A 23,385-nucleotide genomic window follows, 5' to 3' on the forward strand; every position below is an offset into this window, starting at 1 on the left:
CCCACCCCCAGCAACCCGCCGGATCCTGTGTCGTGACTGTGCACAGGCCGAGGTCTGTATAGAATTCCCAGCATGGGGGGTTCAGAGTCACAGGGGCGTTCGGCGACGGCCTGGTTTTTGGCGACGCCCCCGGACACCCGCAACGGGTGGATGATGCGCGAGCGTCTAAGCCTCACTCTCTCGCGCGACATTGCCGCGCATGCGGCGGTTATCGTCGAGGCTCCGTCTGGATATGGCAAGACAGTCGCACTGTCGCTGTGGGCGCGCACTCAAACCTCACCAACCGCGTGGTTGACTGTGTCTTCCCACGACACCGAGGCGGCGCAATTGCTATCTGGCGTGCTCACGGCGCTCGCGAGGGTGTCGCCAGAGGTACCGCCGCTGAGCACGCTGCTTCGCAGGCTGCAAGACGGTGACATCCTCGCACAGCCAGCGGTTGTGGAACTCCTCGAACTCGTGTTGAGCGATTTCCCCGACACCGTGCTCGTCATTGACGATGCGCACCTCACCTCCGCAACAGCTTTCGAAGCCGTGATCCTGCCGCTGATCGCGCACGGGAGAGGCCGCCTCCGGCTGATCGTCGCTGCCTCACGAGACATTCGTACCTGGTGTGCACGCGAACTCGCGCACGGTTCCGCTACCATCATTGACGCGCAGCGCCTCTCGTTTACAGCCGACGAACTCGAGGAGCTCGCGACTCAATTCGCGGGGCCCCAGGGAGAGAGCCTCCAGGCCGCAGATCTGTGGGACGAGACACAGGGGTGGCCAGTCGCAGTCCAGTTCGCGCTGCAGAGCGGGATCGCCTACCCGAAGCACGAATCGGCTGAAACCGAGACGATCACCCGCTACGTCGAGTCAGCAGTGCTCGGCGGGCTCGACGAGTCGCTGCGTGACTTCATTGTCGCGGCGACAACGTGCGGCCGGCTCACGGGCGACCTCGCGCAGCACCTCACTGGCCGCTCAGACGCCGCCGCGCTGCTTGAGGAATGCCACAGTCTCGGGCTCTTCCTCGACAGGTTCCAGCACGCCACATCCACCACCGTCTACCGATGGCACTCGGCTTTCGCACGCCACTGTCAAGCGATTCAGGCACGCAACAACCCGAGTGGGTATTCCAAGCTGCACCGACGTGCTGCCGAGTGGCTCTCAACTCGCTATCCGGCAGAGGCCGTCAACCACGCACTCGCATCTCACGATCCTGAGTATGGGCTTCAGATCGTCGAGCAAAACTGGCTGCAACTCATCACTGGCGGGCAGGCCGGCACGCTGAACTCCGCATGCGCACAGTTCCCCGCCCCGTGGGACAGCGTTCCTTCGTTACAGCTCATCCGCGCCTGCGTGCTGGACGTGTTCGGAGACCGGCACAGCGCCGAGATGCTTGCGGCCCAGGCCAGAAGTGCGCTCCGGCAAAACCCTCCCGACCCGCAAGCGCTCGCCCACTCAACAGCGGCCTTCGCAGACCTCTTCCTCATCCACGAGCAGACCGGACTGCAGACCGCGGTTGAACACGCGCACGCGCTCCTGACGAGCGCGCCAATGACAACAAGCCAGTATCTTCACGGAGTATTTCTCGTTGGCTGGTCGTCGATGCGGCTCCGCAGCAACCCCTCGCGGGCGATTAGCCTGCTCGCTTCGGCCGCGTCTGGCGCACGAGACGCGGGGCATGCGGTGCTCGCCGACCGCGCGACCGCGAACCTGTCGCTCGCACTCGCCGTTGGCGGGCGACTCGCCGAAGCACAGTCGACGTTAGAACAGTTGTTGAGCGTGCAGAACCTCATCGAATGGGAGTACTACGACGGCGGCATCGACGTGATGGCGGCGGTGCTCATCGCGTTCTGGAGAAATGATCTCGATGCTGTCGTGAGACTCGGGCGAGAACTCCACGCTCACGGCGGCCATGACAGCTCGTACGCCGCGCTCGCGCGCGTGCACTTTGCGTTCGCCGCTGCACGGCTACACGACAACAGCCTGATCGACGAGGCGGCCAAGATGCTGCGAGAGATCTCAAGCAGCGAGAAGCATGGGGTGCCGTGGCCTGCCTATCGTCGGATCGGTGCGGCCCACCTCGCTATGGCCCGCGGCGACGAGGAGGGCGCGCTCAGGGAACTCGAGAGCATCGTCGATTGGCAGAGCATTCCCACGACACTCGTGCTCGCGGCTGAGCTGTACCGGCGACTAGGGAAACACGATCAGGTGATGGCCATGCTCGGGGGCATCACCAAACAGGAAGTCGTCTCCTACACCTACGCAAGCGCGCAGTTCACCCAAGCTGCCGTCGCGTGGTCACGCCGTGACCGCGCGACTGCGCACCAACGTCTCGAGCGCAGTCTTGCTGTCGCCGCGCGAGAAGGGATCATTGCCCCGTTCGTTGACCTCGATGACATCGGGCGCGAGCTGCTGACAGAGCATTCTTCGTGGGGAACTGAGTTCGAGTCTTTCATCGCGGCCAGGCTCGCCTACCGCCCCTCGGGCGGGACGCAGGACTCCCCTGCACCCTCGCAGCTATCGCTTCGCGAACGAGAGATTTTCAGTTATCTGGCGACAACGATGACTGCGGAGGAGATCGCTGCAGAGCTGCATGTCTCAGTGAACACGGTTCGCTCGCATCAACGTTCGATCTATCGAAAGCTCGGGGTCAATACTCGACGTGAGGCCGTCCGGGCACACAAGCTGAACCGATAGCCGCTTTTGGCGGCTAGTGGTGCAGCAGGGCCTTTGCCAAAATGATCACGATCCCGAATGCCGCAGTTGACGCCGCACCGATCAAGCGAACATGAATCGCCGCGCCCTTCCGTGAGTAGGCAAGGTAGCCCAGGATGGCGAGCACTCCAACGATCGCCCACAGTGCGAGCCAATCCGCTGTACGCGCCTCGAACACGCCAAGCGCGCTGAGTACCAGCGGAATCGCGGGAGGTATGACAGCAGTGAGAAGCCCGCGGGAGCGGGTCAGGGAGTGCCTGAATGCGACCCCCAGTGACACGTGCGCAGCCGCGTTGCCGCTGTGCGCAGCAACTGTTCCAGCGTAGACGTGAGCCGCCCAGAAGACCCCGACAGTAATCGCGATGAACGCGAGCGTCTGGACTGGCCCTTGGCCAGTCGAACCTGCCACCGCGATGAGTCCCGCGACGAGAATGAGGCCGTACACCCCCTCCTCGGTCGACAGATGGACCTGCTGCAGGAGGTCAGGTTGCTCCGCCTCCTCGCGAGAGGGTTCCGACATGTCGCTCGCTTCCTTGTTCATGCTCAACACAATGATATCCGACAGACGTCGCGCCTCGAATTAGGCGGCGGTCGCCGCGACGCGGAGCCGCCACAGCGAAGTAACCTCGCGGGATCGCGCCGCATGCAGTACGTCAGTGGCGTCAGACGCGCGGCCGTGGGCAGGCGTCGTGTCGAGACGGTCGATCACTTCGAGCCCGGCGCGGGCAATTGCGTCTAGCAGCATCTCCCGCGTGCGCAATCCAAGGAGCTCTGCGAGATCGGAGATGACGAGCCAGCCCTCGCCCCCTTCCGACAGGTGATTCGGCAGGCCGGCAAGAAAGCTCAGCAGCATCTGGCTTCCGGGATCGTAGATCGCCGCGTCGAGCGAGGTGGCCGCGCTGCCCGGCAGCCACGGCGGGTTGCAGACGATGAGCGAGGACCGACCGTCGGGGAACATGTCGCACATTCGTGCCTCCGCGACCTCCTCGATACCGAGACGCTCGAAGTTCTCAGTCGCGCAGTGAACCGCCCGCTGCTGCACATCGGTGCCGATGACGCGACCGATCCCACGCTTCGCGAGTACTGCCGAGAGCACGCCAGTACCGGTACCAATGTCGAAGGCGAGATCGTGTGCCGGAAGTGGCGCGGTAGCAACGAGGTCGACATACTCGTGGCGCGTCGGCATGAACGTGCCATAGTGGGGGTGGATCTTCGCTCCGAGGCTCGGCACGTCGACCCCGTTCACGTACCACTGATGCGCGCTCAGCACGCCGACGAGTTCCTGGAGGCTGACAACTGCGCGATCCTGCTCGCCTAAGGCAAGCTCCCCGTAGGCGAACCGGATAGCCGCATCGACCTCGGGCGCGCGCGGCAGCGGGATGCTCACGACGCCACACTGCAGTTCAAGGGGAATCAGGATCAGTGACAGCACCCGAGAGCGCTGAGCACGCGTCTGCCGGATCCGGTAGAACTGCTCCGCCGCGGTCGCGGGCGCTGCGCCGCGCTTACCTGCCCTCGCGCCCTGCTTCGTGAGGCGACGGCCGATAGCGCTAAGAATCTGCTTTGCGCCCTGAAAGTCGCCCTTCCAGAGCATGGCCGTTCCCTGCGAGGCAAACCCGATGGCGCGGTCAGCAGTGAGCCTGTCGTCGACCAACACGACGTGCTTCGGCGCTGGCCGCTCGCTCGCGCTCAACCACTTCGCCGACGATTGCGCTCCACGCTCTTCCCAGGTCACTGCCGTTCGAGCGGGATGCTGTTGCATGATCGGGCGCCGCCTTCCGGTCGGATCTCTGTGGGGCCGTGAGCCGCGCAGGCGCGACACGACGAAAGACATCACCCAGTCTACCGGCGGACTGCCTCGGCCGGACCGCGGGCCCGAGGGGCTATCGATAAGATGGGGCGCACGCTGCGAGCCACCGCGGCTTTCGCCCGCGAGACGATATTGAGGTACAAATGCGTGCAACGACACAGGTCCCGCAACGCGCATTTCCTTCAACGGTTGGCGACCCGATCGACCTCAGCGCACTACCTGGCAGGAGCGTGCTCTTCGTCTACCCGCGCACCAGCCCACCCGAGGGAGCGCCATCAGGATGGGAGATGCTCCCCGGTGCGCGCGGCTGCACTGCCGAGACCTGCTCGTTCCGAGACCTGGCCAGCGAATTCGCTGCGCAGGAGACAGCGATCCTCGGCCTGTCGACGCAAGATCGCGCCTATCAGGCCGAGGCCGCTGCGCGCCTGCATCTTCCATACCCGCTCCTCTCCGACTCTGCGCTCGCGCTCGCGTCTCCACTGGGGCTCGCGACATTCTCGTTCCAGGGCGCACGGCTCTACCGCAGGGCCACCCTGGTACTCGAAGCCGGGGCAATCGTGCATCGCTTCACAGAGATCTCGGATCCGGGCGGGCACCCCGCCGAGGTGCTGAGCTGGCTCGCTGCGGCGGATTCATAGACCGTCGCGCGCAGCGTCCGGCGGTGCTACATTCAGAGCATGGCAGAGCAGCTTGGTTCACAGGGCGCAGCTGGCAGCGCCGTCGCACGGCGAATGGTGCGCGACGACTGGGAGTGGATTCACCAGTGGTTCGAGGACGAGACGCTCAACACCGAGCTCGGCCCGCTCGACGACGAGTGGCTCGAACACGTGCTCACTGAGAACGATGGCGTCGAGCTCGTCATCGAAGCCGCGCACCCCGCCACCGGCAAGCTCGCGCCCATTGCACTCGTCGGCGTCGTCTGGGGCGCGCCCGAAGCCGACCCGAGAGCCAGAGGAGGCGCCGAGGACGCGGTAACGGGCTACAGAGCGGACGAGACCGGCCACGCGATCACCGACCTCGCGATCGACCCCGCGCGGCGGGGCTTCGGACTCGGGCGTACAGCCATCGACGCGACAATGGCCTGGCCCGATCATCCCGCGACAGACTCATGGATCGCGTTCGTTGACCAGGAAAACGAGGGTGCGAGACGCTTCTTCGAAGCGATCGGATGGACGTACGAAGGCCTCGACGGCGAGGGTGATGACGCGATGCACCGCTTCGCGACCCACGCCCCGTAGCGGGCAGCAGCGAGCCAGCTGGTCAAGCCTCAAGCCTATCCCCCGCCCCTGAGAACGGATTGATCCGGCCTTCATAGTCTGGAGGTGTTCACACGACGCACCGCTCAGGAGGCATGGAATGCAAGCTGCACGCTACTACGGCAAGAATGACGTCCGCATTGAGGAGATCGAAGAGCCGGCGCTGCGCCCAGGCACCGTGAAGATCGCGCCTGCGTACAACGGGATCTGCGGCAGCGATCTGCACCTCTACCATGACGGCCCGATGCCGCCCGCCCCGACCGACACCGCCGCACACCCAATTTCAGGCGAGACCCTCCCAGTCGTGTTCGGCCACGAATTCTCGGGCGTCGTCGAAGAGGTCGGCGAGGGCGTCACCGGAATCGCAATCGGCGATCGCGTCGCCGTCGAACCGCTCATGGTGTGCGGCGTCTGCCACGCCTGCAAGGCTGGAAAGTACAACCTGTGCGAGAAGATGGGGTTCATCGGCATCTCGGGCCTTGGCGGTGGGCTGTCCGAGCACATCGTCGTTGAGAAACGCTGGGTACACAAGGTTGGCGATATGCCGCTCGACCAGGCCGCGCTGCTCGAGCCGCTCGCTGTAGCGCTGCACGCTGTCCGCCATGCCGGTGCCGACAACGCCGCGGGAAAGACAGCCGTCGTCGGCGGGGCGGGCCCGATCGGGCTGCTCACCGCAGCTGTGCTCCGTGCGTACGGCGTGAAGACAATTGTCAGCGAGGTCTCCCCTGAGCGGCGCGCGAAGGCGAAAGACACCGGTGTTGCCGACGTTGTCGTTGACCCCTCAGTTGAGGGGCTTGGCGATGTCGTGCGCGAACAGACAGGCGGCGCGATGGCTGACTTCGCGTTCGACGCTGCCGGTGTCGGCGTGGTACTCGATCAGTTGTTCGACGCTCTCGGGGCGGGCGGCCGACTTGAGGTGATCGCTCTGCACACGCGACCCTACGAGCTGGACGTCACAGGCAAGCTCACCATGCAGGATCGGGTGCTCGGCTCCGCAATCGGCTACGCGAACGACCACGCCGAGGCGATCAGGCTCGTCAACACGGGACTCGTCGACCTCGCCCCGTTCATCACGAGCAAGATCACCATCGACAACATCGTGAAGGACGGCTATGAGAAGCTGCTGCACGACCGCAGCGAAGTCAAGATCCTCGTATCGATGAGCTAGCGAGCTCCGGTCGTGCGGTGAACTCGGCGTTCTCCGCCGGGCCAACCGCACGACCACCGCAAGTAGGGGATCTACTAGAGCTGAGCGACGATCGCGCTCGCGCGATCCTGCTGTCCGGTTTCTTTAAGTAGCGCGATGAGTTCACCGGCCGCAAGCAACCGTTCCTTGCGTTTCTTCGCGGCACTGAACCCCTCGAACGCAGACTCGAGCCCCCAGACCGCTGCCTCGGTGTCGCCCCTGTCACGGTGGATTTTGCCTGCCAGCCAGAATGCGTGGGATGCGTCGGCGAGCATGCCGAGCTGCGCAAATTCTTCGCCGGCGCGGAGCGCCTCCGAGGCGGCCCGTTCGCTGTCGAGACCGTCACCGAACGAGCGGCCGCGGGTCGCTGCAAGCGACCGAGCGAGCGTGTCTCGAAGTGTCGCCCGTTCGACGCCCCACTCCTGTGCGCGCTTCTCAGCGAGTTCCTCGGTGAGCCCCGCCCTGTCGAGCTCTGGGTGCGCAGCAAGCGCGGCCGCAGTCGCGCGAATCTGCGCTTCGGCGTCGTTCATGCGATCAGCGACAGGAGCCCAGGCGGCGAGTATCGCAGCGAGGGTCCCCGCGTCGGCACCGCCCGAGCGGAGCAGCGGGAGTGCGCGGCCGAAAAGCGCGTGGGCGCGTTCCTCGTTCCGGTCGAGAGTCGCACACTGCGCCGCCTCCGCCGCGGCGAGTCCAGCTCGTTCGAGCCAGCCTGCCGTCTCAAGTGGGGTGATCGCCTCTGCATAATCGCGAGTGGCTGCCGAGTAGTCTTTTCGCGCTGCGGCTTCCTCTGCCCGGGCAAGCAGCGAGTCGGGGCCGATCGCTGCGTCCGGCGCCGCTTCCGGTTCGTGAACCGACGTGCCGCTATCTGTGAGCTTGCTCCACAGCCGAGCGAGCCCGGAGCGCTGTGGCGGCGCGTCGGGCGTTGCCACAGGAGCGACAGAGTTTGTCGGCACGGCCTGGACAGCGGGTTCGCCCGCACCCCCATATGCCGGGCCAAAGTCGAGCGGTGATGTGGCACGCTCCGCCGTAAGCGCCCGCTCAACGAGGTCAGCGTAATATGTTGTGCCTGAGCGTGCGTCAAACGCCGACGCGTATCCGCTCGACTTGCCGACTGCCCACGCGTGCAGCTCGGCAACTGTCATGTCGCGTCCCTGCTGCCCGACACCAGGCAACGAGATTCCTGTCGACTGCTCGCCGCTGTCGAGGTTCGCTGAGAGCCCGGCCAGCAGCCCGAGCAGAAACCGCAGGTGCTGCAGCGGTGATGGCGGGTCAGTCAGCATGTCCCTGTAGTCGCCCCGCAACTCCCTGAGCGCGCGTTCGAAGTGCCCGCCACGCGCGAGCAGTTCAAAGCTCTGACCGCGCGAGGAGGCGAGGTCGCGATTCGCTCGGGTATCACTCGCTGTCGCGCGATTGTAAAAGTTCAGCGACTCGGCTGGCTGCCCGAGGTTCAGTGCCGCAAGCGCGGTCGCGTGAAAGGTCTTCGCCGGCTCGATATTGCACTTGCCGTCCTGAGTCCTACCGAGTTCGAAGGCCTCGGCGAACCGCCCCTGCTCCATGAAGAAGTCGGTCTGCCTGCCAATCACGCACGCATGGCAGTCGTCGAAATCGTCGCGCGGGCTCGAGATCCAGGCGAGGCGCCGTTGCTCGGCATCGGTGGCGCCCGACTGCCACGCCCAGCCAAAGCGCGCGGCGAGCACCGCAGAGATCCCGCTGCCCTGCAGTTCGAAGCGCCGCTGCATGTCGTCGAGGAACGCCTCCGCTTGAGCCGCAGTAATCTGCGGGAAGTCGGGGAGGTCGCTTGCGACCCACTTGAACTCCCAGAACAGGTTGTGCTCGTCACTCGCGTCAAAGAGCTCAGGGCTCGCATCCCAGTGCCGCAGGGCTCGCGCGAACACGACGAAAGATTTCGCTCCTTCGCCGCCAAACGTGTACGCCTCAACGAGATCGAGAAGCGCCTCGGCGAGGTGTTCTTGTGGTCCGTCTGCCTCGATCTTGCGGGCTGCGGCCTCGGCTGCCGCGGTCCTGGCAGTACCGTAGGGCATGTGGCGGATGTTGTGCAGCTCTTGTGCGGCGTTCATTTCGCTCCTCAGGAGTTGGAGTCGGAGTTCGAGTCGGGGCCCGCGGTGGGGCCTTGAGCCGCGTCTGTGGCGGAGCTTGGAGCGGAAAGCGCTGCATCGAGGAGCACCCCGAGCGAATCAGACAGCGCCGCAGACTCAGCTGAGCGCAGCCCCTCGCCAGCAAGCATCACAGCTGACAGGTACAGCGAGCGCAACCCGGCGTCGAACACGTCGCCGCCAGAGGACGCAAGCAACCGGCGTGCGACAGGCGAGCGATCGTTGAGCACGAGAGTGCGCGTGCGCGCCTGGCTCTCCCCTGCGAACGAGTCGAGTAGGCCGTCCCACAGGTCGGGAGATTCGCCGCGTTCGCGATCCAGATCTCGCTGGTGTTCGCCCTCAGAGTCGCGCAGCAGCATCGCAGGCACGGTGTCTGGTTCGAATGCCCGAAGGATCGCGTCGCAGTCCTCATCGGCGAGCACGCCGCGAGCGAGGCTGAGCGCGCCCGCGACGGCCATCTCGCGTTCGACCCCGGGCATACCGAGCACCTGCACGAGGTCAGACGACGTGAGCTCTCGCACATTCCAGCCTGGCTTTGCCGCAAGTTTCGCGAGCAGATCAGAGTCGTAGACGTACCCGGCGTTGACGACGACGAGCCCCTGCGCGCGGGCGACGGCGGCAACGCGCTGAAATGCCTCTGTCGTCGACGTGTACACGAGTTCGCCCTGTGCGGCGACTGCCGCGAGCGTCATGGGGCCGTCGCTTGTTTCAAACGGCAACACCTCAGAGACGAGACTCAGCATGTCGCTGTCGGTAAGTGCGATCGCACGGAGTGCGAGATGGTGGGTCCGCAACACCTGCTGTGTGAGCTGGCTCGGAGTGCGCAGCGTGTCGAGCGCCCAGCGCTTCACCTGTTCGCCGAGCGCATCGCGCACGCCAAGCAGGATCTCGTCGTCATGCAGCTGCTCACGCGAAGCCGTCGGCGAGAGCGTGTCGCTGTCGATCACCGCGCGGATGAAGAACGCCCACTCCGGGAGCACGCGATCGGTTCGGGCACTGAGGAGCATTCTCTTCATGTAGACCCGGTGCTGGCCTGAACCAGGCGTCACCGCCTGCGGCAGGATGAAGGCGACGCCAGTCACGCCCGCGACAGGGAGGTCGAGGTCGATGTGGCCGAGCGGCGTGAACCCGAAGGTGCGCTCACAGTACTCGGTGAGCGCACGGGAGCGGGCGGAGCCGCTCGGGTGCTCGACGCGCCACGGCAGTTCGGGCTCCGTGACCCGCCTCCACACCGTCTCGGGTGTCTCGCTCTTCCCAACATCCTCGAACGGCACGCGGACGGCAACGTCGAAGGGAAGCAGCGACGCGTACTCGCGGGCGAGCCCGAGCACAGTTTCATTCGCAAGCCAGTGGCTGGTGTCGCGGCGGGCGGTGAGTCGCACAGTCGTGCCGATCTCGATCTCGGGGCCGGCGTCAGGCAGTTCGGTCACGTCGAAAGTGCCATCGGCGCGGCCCTGCCAGCGGATTGGCACCGTGCCAGGTTTCGCCGAACGCGAGGTGAACTCGATCTGTTCGGCGACCATGAACGCGGCGAGCATGCCGATCCCGAACTGGCCGATGAACTCTGCCCGGCCAGTGCCGAGAGCCGCATCGCGTTTCGACGAACGACCGATCGTGGCGAGCAGCTCAGTCGCCTCATCGGCTGTCAGGCCAATGCCCGTGTCTGACACTTCAAGCGTCGCGTTGCCGCCCGCATCGACGTCCGTTTGGAGCCGGATCCGCAGTAGCGCGGCCGGATCCATCGCCGCTCGCGCGGTCACCGCGTCAACCGCGTTCTGGATGAGTTCGCGGAGATACACCTGTGGCCCGGAATAGAGGTGCCTGGAGAGCAGGTCAACCATTCCGGAGAGGTCGACTTGAAAGCGTTCGGACACAGTATTCCTAGAGTTGGCGAGGTGGGGCGAAAACGGCGAGGGCGAGGGCGCTTAGTCCTGCGGCTTCGCTTTCTCCCACGCCTCGGGGAAGACCTCGTTCATGCGCTCGAACGCAGACATGCTCGTGTTGATGACGCAGAGCAGGTGCTGTGAGAGCTGCTCGTCGGTGAGGCCGTGCTCGTAGTCGACGTTCAGCTCAGTGTTCACGCGCACGTTGCCGGCGTCGTCACGCGCGATGTAGACCTTCGGCCACAGCTTCTCGCGGTTCCAGTCGTTCGCTGTCTCGAGTGCTTTCAGGTAGTCGGACTCGGCGAGTTCGCCGCGCCAGAAACCGCGCACGCAGAGTAGTTCGTCGTTGTCGCCGTTCACGAAGAAATAGAACGAGCCGTACTCCCAGCCGCCCCCGATGTCGCCGTCCGAGTCAACGTTGTAGGACCACCCTGCCTGCTCGAGCGAGTGCTTGATGCGGTCCTTCGACAGTGGCTTAAGCGCGCCACCTGCGGCGGGGACTGGAGCGTCCTTCGTAAAAAAACCCATGATTGGCGTTCCTTTCGGGTCGGTTTCTCCAGTTTAGGCAGTTTCAATGACAAACACGTCGAGCCTCCGGGTGGTGGCCGAAGATTCTTCAGCGCACTCCCGGAAGCGTCACCGAGCCAGCAGCCGCAAGCGTGTCGCGGGCGAGCGCTACTGGAACACCGTGAGCCCGTACAGCACGAACACAAAGAGGTGCGCGGCACCGTGCAACGCGGTCACCCGCTTGCCGAAGAACGTTGTCATCGTCAGCAGCAGCGACACCGCAAGCAACACAAGGTTCGTGGGCCCCTCGCCGAGCGTCACTGTCTGGCCGGTGAGGAGGCCGATAGTGAGCACCGCGGGGATTGTGAGCCCGACAGTCGAGACGAGGGCGCCGTGGCAGAGGTTGCTCACGCGCTGAATCTCCCCGGCGAGCGCCGCACGAATCGCGGTGATCGTTTCGGGGAGGAATACGATCATCGCGATCAGGATCCCGGAGAGCGCGACTGGCGCCCCGAGCCTGTCGAGCCCCTCGTCCAGAAGCGACGCCATGTCGTGCGAGAGCAGCACGATCGGAACGACCATCATGACGAGCAGGATCGCGCGTGCGACGAGCTCGGGCCGGTGTTTCGCGAGCGCTCCCGCGAGCTTGCTCTGGGCGCCGGCGTTGTCTGTCCGTGCGGCGCCCACGCCCTCGGCAGAAATCGTCTCCGCATGTTCGACGAGCACGACCTCTTGGAAGTCGGCGCGCTGCGCACCCATCTGGCGCACAAGGAAGAAGGCATAGAGCATCACGGTCAGCCCGATGATCGGGATCTCCTGGCCCGCGGTGTAAGAGCCGTTCACGCCGATGATTGCTGGAAGCGCGAACGCGACGGTGACGAGCACGACAAGCAACGAGAGGTATGCGGAGACACCGGACCTGTTAGGTCGCAAGTTGCTGTGTCGGAGCCCGCCGACAAGCAACGACACACCGATGACGAGGTTCAGAATGATCATCGACACCGCCATCACCGAGTCGCGAGCGATCGTTGCGTGCTCGCCGGGGCCGAGCATCACGGCGGAGATGAGGATCACCTCGATCAACACAATCGACAGCGTAAGCACAAGGGTTCCGTAGGGGTCGCCAAGTTTTTCAGCGAGGTGCTCAGCCTCGGTGACAACACCAGACGCTGCAACGAGGATGACGGCGACGATGAGTCCGAGGATCGTGAACAGGACGGGCGTCGGTAGGTCCCCGTCGAGCAACTTCCCGCCAAGCACAAGGGCGAGCACGCTCCCCCAGCCAAGCGCGAGCTTCGTTAGCGCCGCTGGAGTGAGCACTGCCCGAAAGACTGAAGGTGTAACTGTGGTGGTTGACATCGCGAGGCCTTCCCCGGTTCTGCGGGGCCGTCCCCATACAACACAGAACCGCCGGGTCGTCCCGACGGCATTGTACGTCCAAGTCTAGCCGCCGCAGGCGAGTTTGGCACGGCCGTCGCCACCATGCGCAGCCGGTGCACAGGGACGGCGATCGATAGACTCGTTCAATGCCCAAATCGCCCGCGAACACGCCGCCGAAAGTCCGGCTCCCCTTCGAGGTGTGGGCGCTCGTCGCCGGCGGGTTCACCGTCGCGCTGGGCTACGGCGTCGTTGCACCAGCGATCCCACAGTTCGCGCTCGAGTTCGGCGTGAGCACGTTCGCAGCATCCGCGATCGTGAGCGCCTTCGCGCTCATGCGTCTTGTGGGAGCGCCCCTCGGCGGCTGGTTCGTGAGCAGGTTCGGTGAGCGGGCGACGTACACGACCGGGATCCTGATCGTCGCCGCTTCCACGGGCGCCGCGGCGTTCGCAATGAACTATCCTCAGTTTCTCGTCTTGCGCGGCCTCGGCGGCCTCGGGTCAGCGATGTTCACCATCGCCGCGACAGCCCTCCTCGTCGAGGCGAGTCCACCGCAGGGCAGAGCCCGCGTGGCGAGCGTCAACGCGGCGGGCTTCCTCCTCGGAGGCCTGCTCGGCCCCGTGCTCGGCGGCGTCGTCGCAGGCTTCGGCATCCGCGCGCCATTCATCTTCTACTTCTTCACGCTCCTCGCTGCCGCGATCGTCGTCACCATCGCGCTTCGCAGCAAGCACGCGCTGCCGCGTACTGCCGACGGCCCCCGCCAAGCTGGCGAGGAGCTGCAATTGCGAGATGCCCTTGCCCTGCCGACGTACCGCTCACTCCTGCTCTCGGTATTTGCGTTCGGCTGGACTTCGTTCGGTGTTCGGGTGTCACTGATCCCGATCTTCGTCGCCGTTGTGTTCGCTGGCGACGCGACGACGGCGGCCTGGGTACTCGCGGCGTATGCAGCGGGCAACGCGATCTTCATCTTCCCCGCCGGTCGGTGGAGCGACTCGATCGGCCGCACGCCGCTCCTGTCGTTGGGGCTCGCCGTGCTCGCCGCGGCCTTCCTCGCGTTCCCGTCCGCGGGATCGCTCTGGGTCGCGATGGCGATCATGGTCGTCGCCGGCGCGGGCTCGGCGCTCGCGAACCCTGGCCACCAGGCGGTCCTCGCCGACATAATCGGGCAGCGCCGCGGTGGCATGGTTGTCTCGACGTTCTCCATGTCGAGCGACCTCGGCGGGGTCCTCGGGCCGCTCATCGCGGGGGCGATCGTCGACGTCGCCGGCTTCGACTGGGCATTCGGGCTCACCGCCGCGCTGCTCGCAGCGGCTGCCATCGGGTGGCTCGCCACGGCGAAGCACACCGCCGCGCTGACAAAGGGCTAGCCGGGCGGCGCGAACCGCGCCCGGCTACTCGCCTTCGCTACCCGCCTACTCGCCTTCGAGGTCGTCGAGCCCAGGCATCCAGGTCAAGCCGGGGACTCCCCAACCACGCTTGCGCTGGATCTTCTGCGCCGCACGATTCTCCGGGTGAACGAGCCTGTCGACATAGAGCAGGCCGTTCAGGTGATCGAACTCGTGCTGCATGATGCGCGCGAACCAGCCGCTCGCCTCGACCTCAAAAGGCTTCCCGTCGATGTCCTGCGCACGAAGCAGGGCACGCGAGGAGCGCCGCAGCGCGAACCGTTCGCCCGGGAACGAGAGGCACCCTTCAACCTCATCTTCTTCGGGGAGCCCCGGCTCGAGCGGCGCGATCCACAGCTCAGGGTTGATCGCGACGCCCTCGGCGGGCGCCTCGTCCTGATCCTCGTACATCCAGACAAAGATCCGCTGCCCCACGCCAACCTGCGGCGCCGCGAGGCCGACACCCGGCGCCGCGACAGTCGTTTCAAACATGTTGTCAACGAGGGTGCGCAGCTCGGCGTCGAACTCGGTCACGGGGGCCGCCGGGCGGTGCAGAACGGGCTCGCCGCAGATGGTGATTGGGAGAATAGCCATGAACTCAAGCCTACCGGCGCGGATAGACTGGAGACGACCGCATCCCCCGTTATTAGGAGTCACCTTGTCGAACGCCCCCGCAGAACAGATCGTCTGGATCGACTGCGAAATGACAGGGCTCGACACCGACAACGACGGACTGTGCGAAATCGCCGTCATCGTGACCGACTTCGAGCTCACGCCGCTCGACCCCGGCTTCGACATCGTTATCAACCCGGGCGAGGCCGCGCTCGCTCACATGAACGACTTCGTACGCAACATGCACGAGACGTCGGGGCTGCTCCCCCGCATCGAGGCTGGCGTGACGCCAGCCGAAGCGGAGAAGCAGGTCATCGAATACATCAACAGGTTCATTCCCGAGGGCAGGCGGCCACTCGTCGCTGGCAACACCATCGGCATGGACCGCCGGTTCGTCGCGAAGTACATGCCGACGCTCGAGGAGCGCTTGCACTACCGCTCGATCGACGTGTCGACGATCAAGGAACTGTCGCGCCGCTGGTACACGAGCGCCTATTACGCGGCCCCGGAGAAGCGTGGCGGCCACCGCGCACTCGCAGACATCGCGGAGTCAATCCAAGAACTCGCCTACTTCCGCGGAGCCGTCCTCGTTCCCGGCAGCGGTCCCGATTCGAAATCCGCGAAAAAGCTCGCGGGCGCCGTTTCACAGCAGTACGCCGCGCTCGTTGACGGCACCCCGGAGCAGCCGGAGGAGCCAGTCGAGCCCACCGCTTCACCCGCGAAGTAAGGGCTGGCGTTCCGCACCCTCACCGCCAGTGGCACCCGGGCACTCTGCCTCCACGCCTCCCCGGCGCTCTAGCGCGCGCTACCCGTCTGTCGACTCGGCGCTTGTTGGTTCGGGATCGTCGGCGCGGCCCGCGACGATCAGGATCAGTCTGCGCAGCACCCCCAGGTCGATGTCCTCGAGCTTGCGCACATACACGCACCCCGCACCCTCGGTGTACTTCCCGAGCGCGGGCAGGAGCGCAGCGCCCGCTGGCAGATCTTTCAGGCCGTAAAGCGACAGCTGCTGCGCCTTTCGCGGCGCTTTGCTGGCGCGACAGCATCAAGAAAGTCGGCGACATCGGCGTCGGTCGGCTTCGTTTTGAAATCAGACACGCCCCAAGTATCGCACCCGTTTTGGCAACGCACTATCCCCTGGGCTATGCTGGTCAGGTTGCCAAGTGAGCTCGCTCACTCGGACACATGGTGGCTATAGCTCAGTTGGTAGAGCACCGGCTTGTGGTGCCGGTGGTCGCGGGTTCAAGTCCCGTTAGCCACCCCACGCAGTATTGAGGCCCGTAGCTTGAGAAATCCTCTCAGGCTACGGGCCTCAGTCGTTTTCGTGGAGCTGTCGACGCCACCGCGCGCTGCGGCCGAGGTTCATCGGTCGCGCCCCAGACTGGCGGGGTAGGCTCAGGCCATGACTACCCTCGAGCGTTTCGACCCAACCGGCATTCAGCGCGTCCTCTGCATCGTCGCGCACCCCGACGATATGGAGTACGGCGGGTCCGCCGCCATCGCCGAATGGACGTCGCAGGGCATCGAGGTCTCCTACCTCCTCCTCACCGCCGGCGAGGCAGGGATGCGGGGCGTCTCCCCCGAGATCGCCGGCCCGCTGCGCGCCGCAGAACAGCGAGCCGCCTGCGACGTGGTCGGCGTAACCGACCTCACGATCTTGGACCTCCCGGACGGCCTCGTCGAACACTCGATCGAGACGCGCCGCCGCATCGCGCACGCGATCCGGAAGGCTAGGCCCGATGCGGTCTTCACGATGACCTGGGATCTTGAGGCAGGCTGGGGCCTCAACCACGCAGACCATCGCGCGACGGGCCTCGCCGTCGTTGACGCCATTCGCGACGCCGACAATCCGTGGCTCTTCCGCGAACAGCTGACCGGCGGCCTTACCGAGTGGAAGACGACCTGGCTCATCGCAACCGCGCACCGGCCAACTCACGCGATCGAGGTCTCAGAGCAAGCGCTTGAGCTCGGGATCGCGTCGCTCGCTGCGCATCGCGAGTACCTCGCAGCATTGCCGGATCACCCGACGCCACACGACCTTGTCACAGGCGTCCTCACTGGAGGCGGCGAGCAATCCGGCTTGCGCTACGCGCTCCCGGTGCACGCATACCGAATGGGATAGGCGCAGGCTTGCGTTCGTTCACCTCAAAGCGCCATGACGAATCCATATCTTGTTGAGGCGCAGTTCGAACTGAGCCGCTAGGGTGAGAATATGCTCGATGTGTCACGCGATGAGTTTGAGGCGCTAGTCTCAGACGGCCTTGACACGCTTCCTGACGAGATGCTCGACCATCTCGATAACGTCATTTTCTTGGTCGAGGATAAGCCCGAGGACGGAGCGGACACGCTGGGCGTCTACGAAGGGTTCTCGCTCGCAGAGCGCGAGGCATACGGCTTCGGCGAGGAACCCGATCGCATCACACTCTTCCGGCTAAACCTTCTCGCCCACTGCGAGGACCATGACCATCTCGTCAAGGAGATCAGAGTCACACTCGTCCACGAGGTCGCTCATTTCCTTGGTCTCTCCGAGGAGCGAATTCACGAGTTGGGGTGGGGATGATGACTGACCACGTGCCCGGAGCCAGGCAGAGCCCGCTCGACGAGGGCGCGGTCGCGGTCGCCCCGGCAAAGCCGTGGCGAACAGTCGTCTGGGACGACCCAGTGAATCTGATGTCGTACGTGAGTTTCGTCTTCCGATCCTACTTTGGGTTCACGCCGGAGCGAGCAGATGAACTCATGCTTCGCGTGCACAGCGTCGGGCGCGCAGTCGTTGCTGAGGGGTCGCGCGAAGCGATGGAGCTCCACGTTGAGGCCATGCACGGCTACGGCCTGTGGGCGACAGCGGAGCCGGAGGATCAGTCTTGAGGCTGCAGCCGGGCGACGGCGGCGTCGCGATCCTGTTCGCGCCAGAGGAGGCAGGCGTACTCAAGCAGCTCGTCACCCAGCTCATCATGCTGCTCCAGAGTCACAGTGGGACGCCGCTCGATCCTGACCCGCTGTTCGCGAGCCTCGAGATCGGCGGCTCCGATGAGCGGCCAACGGACCCGGCCCTCGCGCGCCTGTTCCCGAACGCGTTCGCAGATGAGGATGACGCGGCGCAGTTCCGCCAAGTCACCGAGCAGGGGCTCATTAACCGCAAGCTCCAGGACGCCCAGCTCGTCATCGGCGACCTGGATGACGGCTCCGGCGAAGCGGACAGCGGCCACAACACCGATCCGTTCGACGAACTCGTGGATGACGTCGACATCGACGGTGGCAACCCGATCTCTGTGAACATCACGCCAGACTCGTTTCTCGCGTGGGCGCGCACCATCACGGCGCTTCGTCTCGCCATGGCAGCGCGCATCGGACTCGAGCGCGAGGAAGACTACGATCGTCTCATCGACGAAGACGCGACGCGTGGCACCGTGCTGGTCTACGACTGGCTGGCAGCGCTGCTCGAGGCAGTGCTTGCGGTGTCAGCCGCGCAGAGTGAGGACTGAGCCGGCTCTGAGCAGGGGCTGGGTCAACGCTTGCGAAACCGGGCCAGTCTTCGAGCCGCGGCCTCCCCTACCCAGGGTCTTGGAGTGACCGGTGATCGACAACCTCTCCGCGACCTCCAAGGAGCCGCGCCGACGTGAGTCCCGCCGCCCCGAACTTCCCTCGAACTTCGTCGACCGCCGAGTCAAGCGCGCGCCACTGCTCATCATCGTCCCAGAGCGCTTGCCCCTCGCTACCTGCGGGGATCAGCTGCTCGGCGCGCACTCCGATGAGCCTGACAGCCCGAGGCAGCCTCCCCTCGGGTGAGAGCGCGGCGAACAGCTCCCGAGCGGTGCGATAGACCCGCTGCGTCGCGTTCGTCGGCTCCTGCAGCGTGCGCGAGCGGGTCACAGTTTCGAAGGTGTCCCACCGAACCTTAATCGCGATCGTGCGCGCTTCGAGACCGGCGTCTCGGAGACGCTCCGAGGTTCGCGTCGAGAGACGCAGCAGCTCTCGCTCAAGTTCACCTACATCAGCCACGTCCACCGCGAAGGTTTCTTCATGCCCGATACTCTTTTCGACTCGTGTCGTTTCGACGTCTCGGGCGTCGCGACCGTTTGCCAAATCGTGCAGGCGCTCAGCACTTGCGTTGCCAACGATCTGCCGGAGCGAGGCAAGGGGCTCCCGCGCGAGATCGCCAACTGAGTGAATCGCGCGCGTCTTCAATGCCCGCTCGGTTGCCGCTCCGACTCCCCACATCGCTTTGATCGGGAGCGGATGCAAAAACTCGAGGGTGCGCGCTGGCGGTATCTCGAGCATCCCTTCGGGCTTTGCGCGTTGCGACGCGAGCTTCGCGACGAACTTGGTGCCGGCGAGGCCGACTGAGAGCGGCAACTTCGTCTCTGCGAAGACGCGCTCCTTGATCTGCCTGGCGATCTCAATCGGCGGACCGAACAGGCCGACGGAGCCGGCGACGTCGAGGAATGCCTCGTCAATGCTCAACGGCTCAACGAGCGGGGTAAACTCCCTGAAAATCCCCATCACGGTGCGTGACGCGAGGCGGTACTTCTCGAACACCGGGGTCACGAACACGATCTGTGGGCAGAGCTGCCTGGCCCGCGCGATGGGCATTGCCGAGCGCACACCGAACTTCCGCGCCTCGTAGCTCGCGCTCGACACAACTGATCGCGAGGTGTCGTGAGCGGCGGCGACGGGAAGCCCGCGCAGCTCCGGGCGATCAAGCAGCTCGACTGACACGAAGAACGCGTCCATGTCGACGTGCAGAATCGAGGCCGTCTCCCTCAGTACTTCACTCACCCGTCCATCTCACCACACACCGCTGACATGCGACGCACCGCACCGCCCGCGGGTCGCGCTCCCCGTGTCGCGAGCTACGAGGCGCTGAGCACGAGCCGCGCGAGTGTCTCGTCGACGACAACATCGGTCAGTAGCCCCGCTGCGAGCGCGCCTCTCAGCGAATCACGCTTCGTTGTGCCGGAGACGACACAGATGCGCTGCGGCGCACGCCTGACAACCTCGAATGACGGCCCGCTCGATCTGTCGTTAATCGGGATGCCGTCGGTGCTGCCATCGAGCCTGTAGAACCGGCTCGCACAGTCACCGACAACGCCCTCGGCCGCGAGCTGATTCAGGTCTTCTGCCCCCAGGTATCCGCCCGAGTAAATGTGGGAGCGCGGGTCTCCGATGCGCGAGCCAAGCCCGAAGACGAAAAGGTTGGCTGCGGCTTGCATGTCAAGCACCCGCGACACCGAGCGTTCGCGCCACAGGGCTTCGCGCGTCAGCGGGTCGTCAAAGATTGCGGGCACCGGGAGTTGGAAGACTTCCGCGGAAAGCCGCTCGGCGAAGCCGCCGAGAAGTTCGGCGGTGTATTGAACGCCAGTCGAGTAGACGTTGGCTGCACCGTTCATCTGCACGAGCTGCACGCCGGGTTTCGCGCTCGCCGGGAGAAACCGTGCAACCTCACTCATCGTGGATCCCCAGGCAAGGCCGACGATTGAGCGGGGCTTCACGCGTGCGGAGATGATGTGGGCCGCGGCTTGCGCGGTGCGCTCAAGCTGTTCAGCTTCCGAGAGCTTCGCCGACACCGGTACGACGTGCGCGGCGACCCCGAACTCGTCCGAGAAGCGCTGCTCGACGCGTGATCGTGCTTCCTGGGGTGAGTGGATCCTGATCTCGACGAGCCCTGTCTCTTTCGCGTAAGAGAGCAGGCGCGATACCGAGGAGCGGGAGACACCGAGCTCGGTTGCGATCGCGCCCATCGTATAGTCCTGCCTGTAATACAGGTGCGCTGCTGCGAGCGCCTCGCGCATTTTCACAGCTTTTCGGTCTCCGGGCACGAGGATCCTTCCGTTCAGGCTCCAGTTTTGCACATATGTGCAGCAGCTTTGCAATTCAGTTCATCAGACGAGCATGCTGATGGGACACCCACAGAAAGGTCTCAGCCATGGACGCCAGCCAGGACTCGATCCGACCCGACGTAGCCCGTCTTCGCGACCGGCCACGCGCGGACGTCCTCATCATTGGCGCAGGCATCAACGGCATCGCGACATTCCGTGATCTCGCACTGCAGGGCGTCGACGTCGCGATCGTCGAGCGTGGAGACTTCGTCTCAGGCGCATCGTCGGCATCGAGCCACATGATCCACGGTGGGATCCGCTACCTCGAGAACGGCGAGTTTCGGCTCGTTCAGGAATCAGTCACCGAGCGCAATCGGCTCCTCAGGACCGCGCCGCACTACGTGCGCCCACTCGAAACCACGATCCCGATCTTCTCGACGTTCTCCGGAATCCTGTCAGCGCCGTTCAGGCTGCTCGTCACCCACGGGCGCGGGAAGCCGCGGGAACGCGGCGCCGCGCTCATCAAGATGGGCCTCATGATGTACGACACGTTCTCGCGCGACGGCGGGCAGGTGCCGAGGCACCGCTTCCACGGCAAGAAGAAGTCGCTCTCGGAGCTCCCGGCGATGAACCCAGACATCAAGTACACGGCGACCTACTACGACGCCTCAATGCACGACCCAGAGCGGCTCGCGCTCGACGTGCTCCGCGACGGCGAGCTCGCCGGCGGCGCCCATGCCCGCTCGGCGAACTACCTTAGCGCTACCGGCATGGGCGCATCCGGCGTCACCCTTCGCGACGAGACGACCGGCGACGAATTCGAGTTCTCCGCGAAGGTCGTGCTCAACACAAGCGGCCCCTGGACCGACCTCACGAACAGCGCACTCGGCGAGCGCACCCAGTTCATGGGTGGCACCAAGGGATCGCACGTCGTGCTCGACCACCCAGAACTCCTCGCTGCGACAGGTGGCAGGGAGATCTTCTTCGAGCACTCGGACGGTCGGATCGTGCTCATCTACCCGCTCAAGGGCCGCGTGCTCGTCGGGACAACAGACATCGACGCCGACCCGGCACAGCCCGTCGTCTGCACCGACGATGAGGTCGACTACTTCTTCGACCTCATCGGCCAGGTATTCCCCACCCTCACGGTCGACCGCTCCCATATCGTCTACTCATTCTCTGGCATTCGCCCCCTTCCGCACCACGACGACACCGCGCCAGGCTTTGTCTCCCGCGACTACAGGATCGTGCGTTCAGACGCACTCGGAGTACCGGTGCTCAGCCTGGTCGGCGGCAAGTGGACAACGTTCAGGGCCCTCGCCGAGCATCTCGCGAACGACACCCTCGAGGTGCTCGGTCGCGCGCGATCAGTGAGCACCACCTCACTCACAATCGGCGGCGGATCCGGGTTCCCGTCCGACGCAAACGCTCGCGTGCGGTGGATTACGGAGCACGCCGACGGACGCGACTCAGGTCGCGTCGAGCGCCTGCTCGAGCGCTACGGCACCCGCGCAACCCAGGTGCTCGAGGCGACGCCCGAGCACGAGGAAGACCTGTCGGGCCTCGCCGGCTACACCGCAGCCGAACTCGCACACCTCGCAGCTACCGAGCAGGTCGTGCACCTCGACGACCTGCTGCTGCGCCGCACGTCGATCGCGTTCACCGGCGCGCTCACGCTCGACAGCGTCACGGCGGCCGCCGACGCCATCGCACCGGCGCTCGGTTGGAGCGAGGCCCACACAGCTACGGAAGTAGAACGGTTCGTTGCGCTCATGCGTGACGCTCACCGGATCGATATCGCAAAGGGGGGAACCTTTACCGCCGGCTAACACGCAGCCGGATGCGCGGAACGCCCCACACGTGGCGTATCCGCACACCTTGTCACCGTCGGCGCGCACCCATGCGCGCTCTCGCGCTGGCGACACCCGCACCCGCGGGCCGCCAGCCTTTCGAAAGGTCAAAGAAGACAAATGAATGAGATCAATCTCGGGCTGTATTTCCTCTCCGAGTTCGTCGGTACGGGCCTACTCGTACTCCTCGGCTGCGGCGTTGTCGCAAACGTTGCGCTCGCCAAAACCAAGGGAAACGCTGGCGGATTCCTGATGGTGAACTGGGGCTGGGGCCTCGCAGTATTCATGGGGGTGCTTGTGTCGGCATACTCCGGCGCGATCCTGAACCCCGCCGTCGGCATCGGCCTGCTCGTCGCAGGCACGATCACCGCCCCGATGTTCTTCGTCGCGTTCGCCGCCGAAATGCTTGGCGCCATTGTCGGCGCGATCCTCTGCTGGGTGAGCTACAAGCAGCACTTCGACGATGAGCCCGAGCCCGCAAACAAGCTTGGTGTGTTCTCGACCGGCCCGGCGATGCGATCGTACGGCTGGAACTTCGCTACCGAGGTCATTGCGACCTTCGTGCTCGTGTTCGTCATCTTCGCATTCGCGGACTACGGCGACATCGAGGTCGGTGTGCCAGGAGGCCTTGGCCCGCTGGCAGCACTCCCAGTCGCCCTTGTCGTCGTCGGTATTGGCGCGTCGCTCGGTGGCCCAACGGGCTACGCCATCAACCCTGCCCGTGACCTTGGTCCGCGCATCGCACACGCAATTCTCCCGATCAAGGGCAAGGGATCGAGCGACTGGGGCTACGCTTGGGTTCCAGTCCTCGGCCCGCTCGTCGGCGGCGCCATTGCAGCTGTCGCAGCTCCCGCACTTCTCGGCCTCGCAGCGTAAGCTCACACGCGAA

The 23,385-nt window shown here is 65.1% G+C and carries 21 protein-coding genes and 1 tRNA gene; 13 read left to right on the forward strand and 9 right to left on the reverse strand.

Features of this window, described 5'->3' with window-relative positions:
- Positions 1–72: 72 nt before the first annotated feature.
- Positions 73–2,682: a LuxR C-terminal-related transcriptional regulator gene (locus tag KI794_RS09525; RefSeq protein WP_119284075.1), complete on the forward strand. Its 2,610-nt coding sequence runs from the start codon at positions 73–75 to the stop codon at positions 2,680–2,682.
- Between the two features lie 13 nt (positions 2,683–2,695).
- Here the strand turns inward: KI794_RS09525 and KI794_RS09530 are convergent, their stop codons facing one another.
- Positions 2,696–3,220 (reverse strand): hypothetical protein, encoded by a 525-nt coding sequence (locus tag KI794_RS09530; RefSeq protein WP_255807926.1) that lies wholly within the window; start codon positions 3,218–3,220, stop codon positions 2,696–2,698.
- Between the two features lie 60 nt (positions 3,221–3,280).
- The gene (locus tag KI794_RS09535; protein WP_255807928.1) at positions 3,281–4,462 is read right to left on the reverse strand and encodes a methyltransferase; all 1,182 of its coding nucleotides are present in this window, start codon (positions 4,460–4,462) and stop codon (positions 3,281–3,283) included.
- A gap of 191 nt (positions 4,463–4,653) precedes the next feature.
- Here KI794_RS09535 and KI794_RS09540 point away from each other — a divergent pair, with 191 nt between their 5' ends.
- The 3 genes from KI794_RS09540 (at position 4,654) to KI794_RS09550 (ending at position 6,934) form a co-directional block, all read left to right on the forward strand.
- Positions 4,654–5,148 carry a peroxiredoxin gene (locus KI794_RS09540; RefSeq protein ID WP_255807930.1) on the forward strand — a complete coding sequence of 165 codons (495 nt, stop codon included), beginning with the start codon at positions 4,654–4,656 and terminating at the stop codon, positions 5,146–5,148.
- 39 nt (positions 5,149–5,187) lie between these two features.
- Positions 5,188–5,748, forward strand: a complete 561-nt coding sequence (locus KI794_RS09545; protein ID WP_255807932.1) for a GNAT family N-acetyltransferase — start codon at positions 5,188–5,190, stop codon at positions 5,746–5,748.
- 118 nt (positions 5,749–5,866) lie between these two features.
- Positions 5,867–6,934: an alcohol dehydrogenase catalytic domain-containing protein gene (locus KI794_RS09550; RefSeq protein ID WP_255807933.1), complete on the forward strand. Its 1,068-nt coding sequence runs from the start codon at positions 5,867–5,869 to the stop codon at positions 6,932–6,934.
- A 74-nt stretch (positions 6,935–7,008) separates the two neighbouring features.
- Here KI794_RS09550 and KI794_RS09555 read toward each other — a convergent pair whose 3' ends face one another.
- The 4 genes from KI794_RS09555 to KI794_RS09570 form a co-directional block, all read right to left on the reverse strand.
- Positions 7,009–9,030 carry a hypothetical protein gene (locus KI794_RS09555; protein ID WP_255807935.1) on the reverse strand — a complete coding sequence of 674 codons (2,022 nt, stop codon included), beginning with the start codon at positions 9,028–9,030 and terminating at the stop codon, positions 7,009–7,011.
- A gap of 8 nt (positions 9,031–9,038) precedes the next feature.
- Entirely contained in the window at positions 9,039–10,940 is a 1,902-nt protein-coding gene (locus KI794_RS09560; protein ID WP_255807936.1) for an HSP90 family protein, read from the reverse strand.
- A gap of 51 nt (positions 10,941–10,991) precedes the next feature.
- Complete coding sequence (locus KI794_RS09565; protein ID WP_119284095.1) at positions 10,992–11,477, reverse strand: YbjN domain-containing protein; 486 nt, start codon at positions 11,475–11,477, stop codon at positions 10,992–10,994.
- Positions 11,478–11,624: 147 nt separating this feature from the next.
- Positions 11,625–12,815 (reverse strand): calcium:proton antiporter, encoded by a 1,191-nt coding sequence (locus tag KI794_RS09570; RefSeq protein ID WP_255807937.1) that lies wholly within the window; start codon positions 12,813–12,815, stop codon positions 11,625–11,627.
- A gap of 167 nt (positions 12,816–12,982) precedes the next feature.
- On the opposite strand from KI794_RS09570, the gene KI794_RS09575 reads away from it, so the two are divergent.
- Positions 12,983–14,200, forward strand: a complete 1,218-nt coding sequence (locus KI794_RS09575; RefSeq protein WP_255807938.1) for an MFS transporter — start codon at positions 12,983–12,985, stop codon at positions 14,198–14,200.
- 45 nt (positions 14,201–14,245) lie between these two features.
- Here KI794_RS09575 and def read toward each other — a convergent pair whose 3' ends face one another.
- Positions 14,246–14,812, reverse strand: coding sequence for a peptide deformylase (gene def, locus KI794_RS09580; RefSeq protein ID WP_119284098.1), 567 nt, complete (start codon positions 14,810–14,812; stop codon positions 14,246–14,248).
- Positions 14,813–14,876: 64 nt separating this feature from the next.
- On the opposite strand from def, the gene orn reads away from it, so the two are divergent.
- The 6 genes from orn to KI794_RS09610 all read left to right on the forward strand — a co-directional run bounded on the left by orn (position 14,877) and on the right by KI794_RS09610 (position 18,312).
- The gene (orn, locus tag KI794_RS09585; protein WP_255807941.1) at positions 14,877–15,557 is read left to right on the forward strand and encodes an oligoribonuclease; all 681 of its coding nucleotides are present in this window, start codon (positions 14,877–14,879) and stop codon (positions 15,555–15,557) included.
- Positions 15,558–16,018: 461 nt separating this feature from the next.
- A tRNA-His gene (locus KI794_RS09590) sits at positions 16,019–16,094 on the forward strand.
- Positions 16,095–16,232: 138 nt separating this feature from the next.
- Entirely contained in the window at positions 16,233–16,952 is a 720-nt protein-coding gene (locus KI794_RS09595; protein WP_119284100.1) for a PIG-L deacetylase family protein, read from the forward strand.
- Positions 16,953–17,042: 90 nt separating this feature from the next.
- Positions 17,043–17,390 carry a metallopeptidase family protein gene (locus KI794_RS09600; protein ID WP_119284101.1) on the forward strand — a complete coding sequence of 116 codons (348 nt, stop codon included), beginning with the start codon at positions 17,043–17,045 and terminating at the stop codon, positions 17,388–17,390.
- Positions 17,387–17,695, forward strand: coding sequence for an ATP-dependent Clp protease adapter ClpS (gene clpS / locus KI794_RS09605; protein WP_183075231.1), 309 nt, complete (start codon positions 17,387–17,389; stop codon positions 17,693–17,695). Before KI794_RS09600 ends, clpS begins: the two co-directional genes overlap by 4 nt.
- A complete protein-coding gene (locus KI794_RS09610) occupies positions 17,692–18,312 on the forward strand; it encodes a DUF2017 family protein (RefSeq protein WP_119284103.1) in 621 nt (206 codons plus the stop codon). Before clpS ends, KI794_RS09610 begins: the two co-directional genes overlap by 4 nt.
- Positions 18,313–18,379: 67 nt before the next feature.
- On the opposite strand, the gene dinB is transcribed toward KI794_RS09610, so the two are convergent.
- Positions 18,380–19,606, reverse strand: coding sequence for a DNA polymerase IV (gene dinB, locus KI794_RS09615; RefSeq protein ID WP_255807945.1), 1,227 nt, complete (start codon positions 19,604–19,606; stop codon positions 18,380–18,382).
- 74 nt (positions 19,607–19,680) lie between these two features.
- A complete protein-coding gene (locus KI794_RS09620; RefSeq protein ID WP_370647803.1) occupies positions 19,681–20,646 on the reverse strand; it encodes a sugar-binding transcriptional regulator in 966 nt (321 codons plus the stop codon).
- Between the two features lie 107 nt (positions 20,647–20,753).
- On the opposite strand from KI794_RS09620, the gene KI794_RS09625 reads away from it, so the two are divergent.
- Positions 20,754–22,475, forward strand: a complete 1,722-nt coding sequence (locus KI794_RS09625; RefSeq protein ID WP_119284106.1) for a glycerol-3-phosphate dehydrogenase/oxidase — start codon at positions 20,754–20,756, stop codon at positions 22,473–22,475.
- A 141-nt stretch (positions 22,476–22,616) separates the two neighbouring features.
- A complete protein-coding gene (locus KI794_RS09630; protein ID WP_119284107.1) occupies positions 22,617–23,372 on the forward strand; it encodes an MIP/aquaporin family protein in 756 nt (251 codons plus the stop codon).
- The last annotated feature ends 13 nt before the right edge of the window (positions 23,373–23,385 follow it).

The organism is Leucobacter aridicollis (assembly GCF_024399335.1).
Lineage (GTDB): Bacteria > Actinomycetota > Actinomycetes > Actinomycetales > Microbacteriaceae > Leucobacter > Leucobacter aridicollis_A.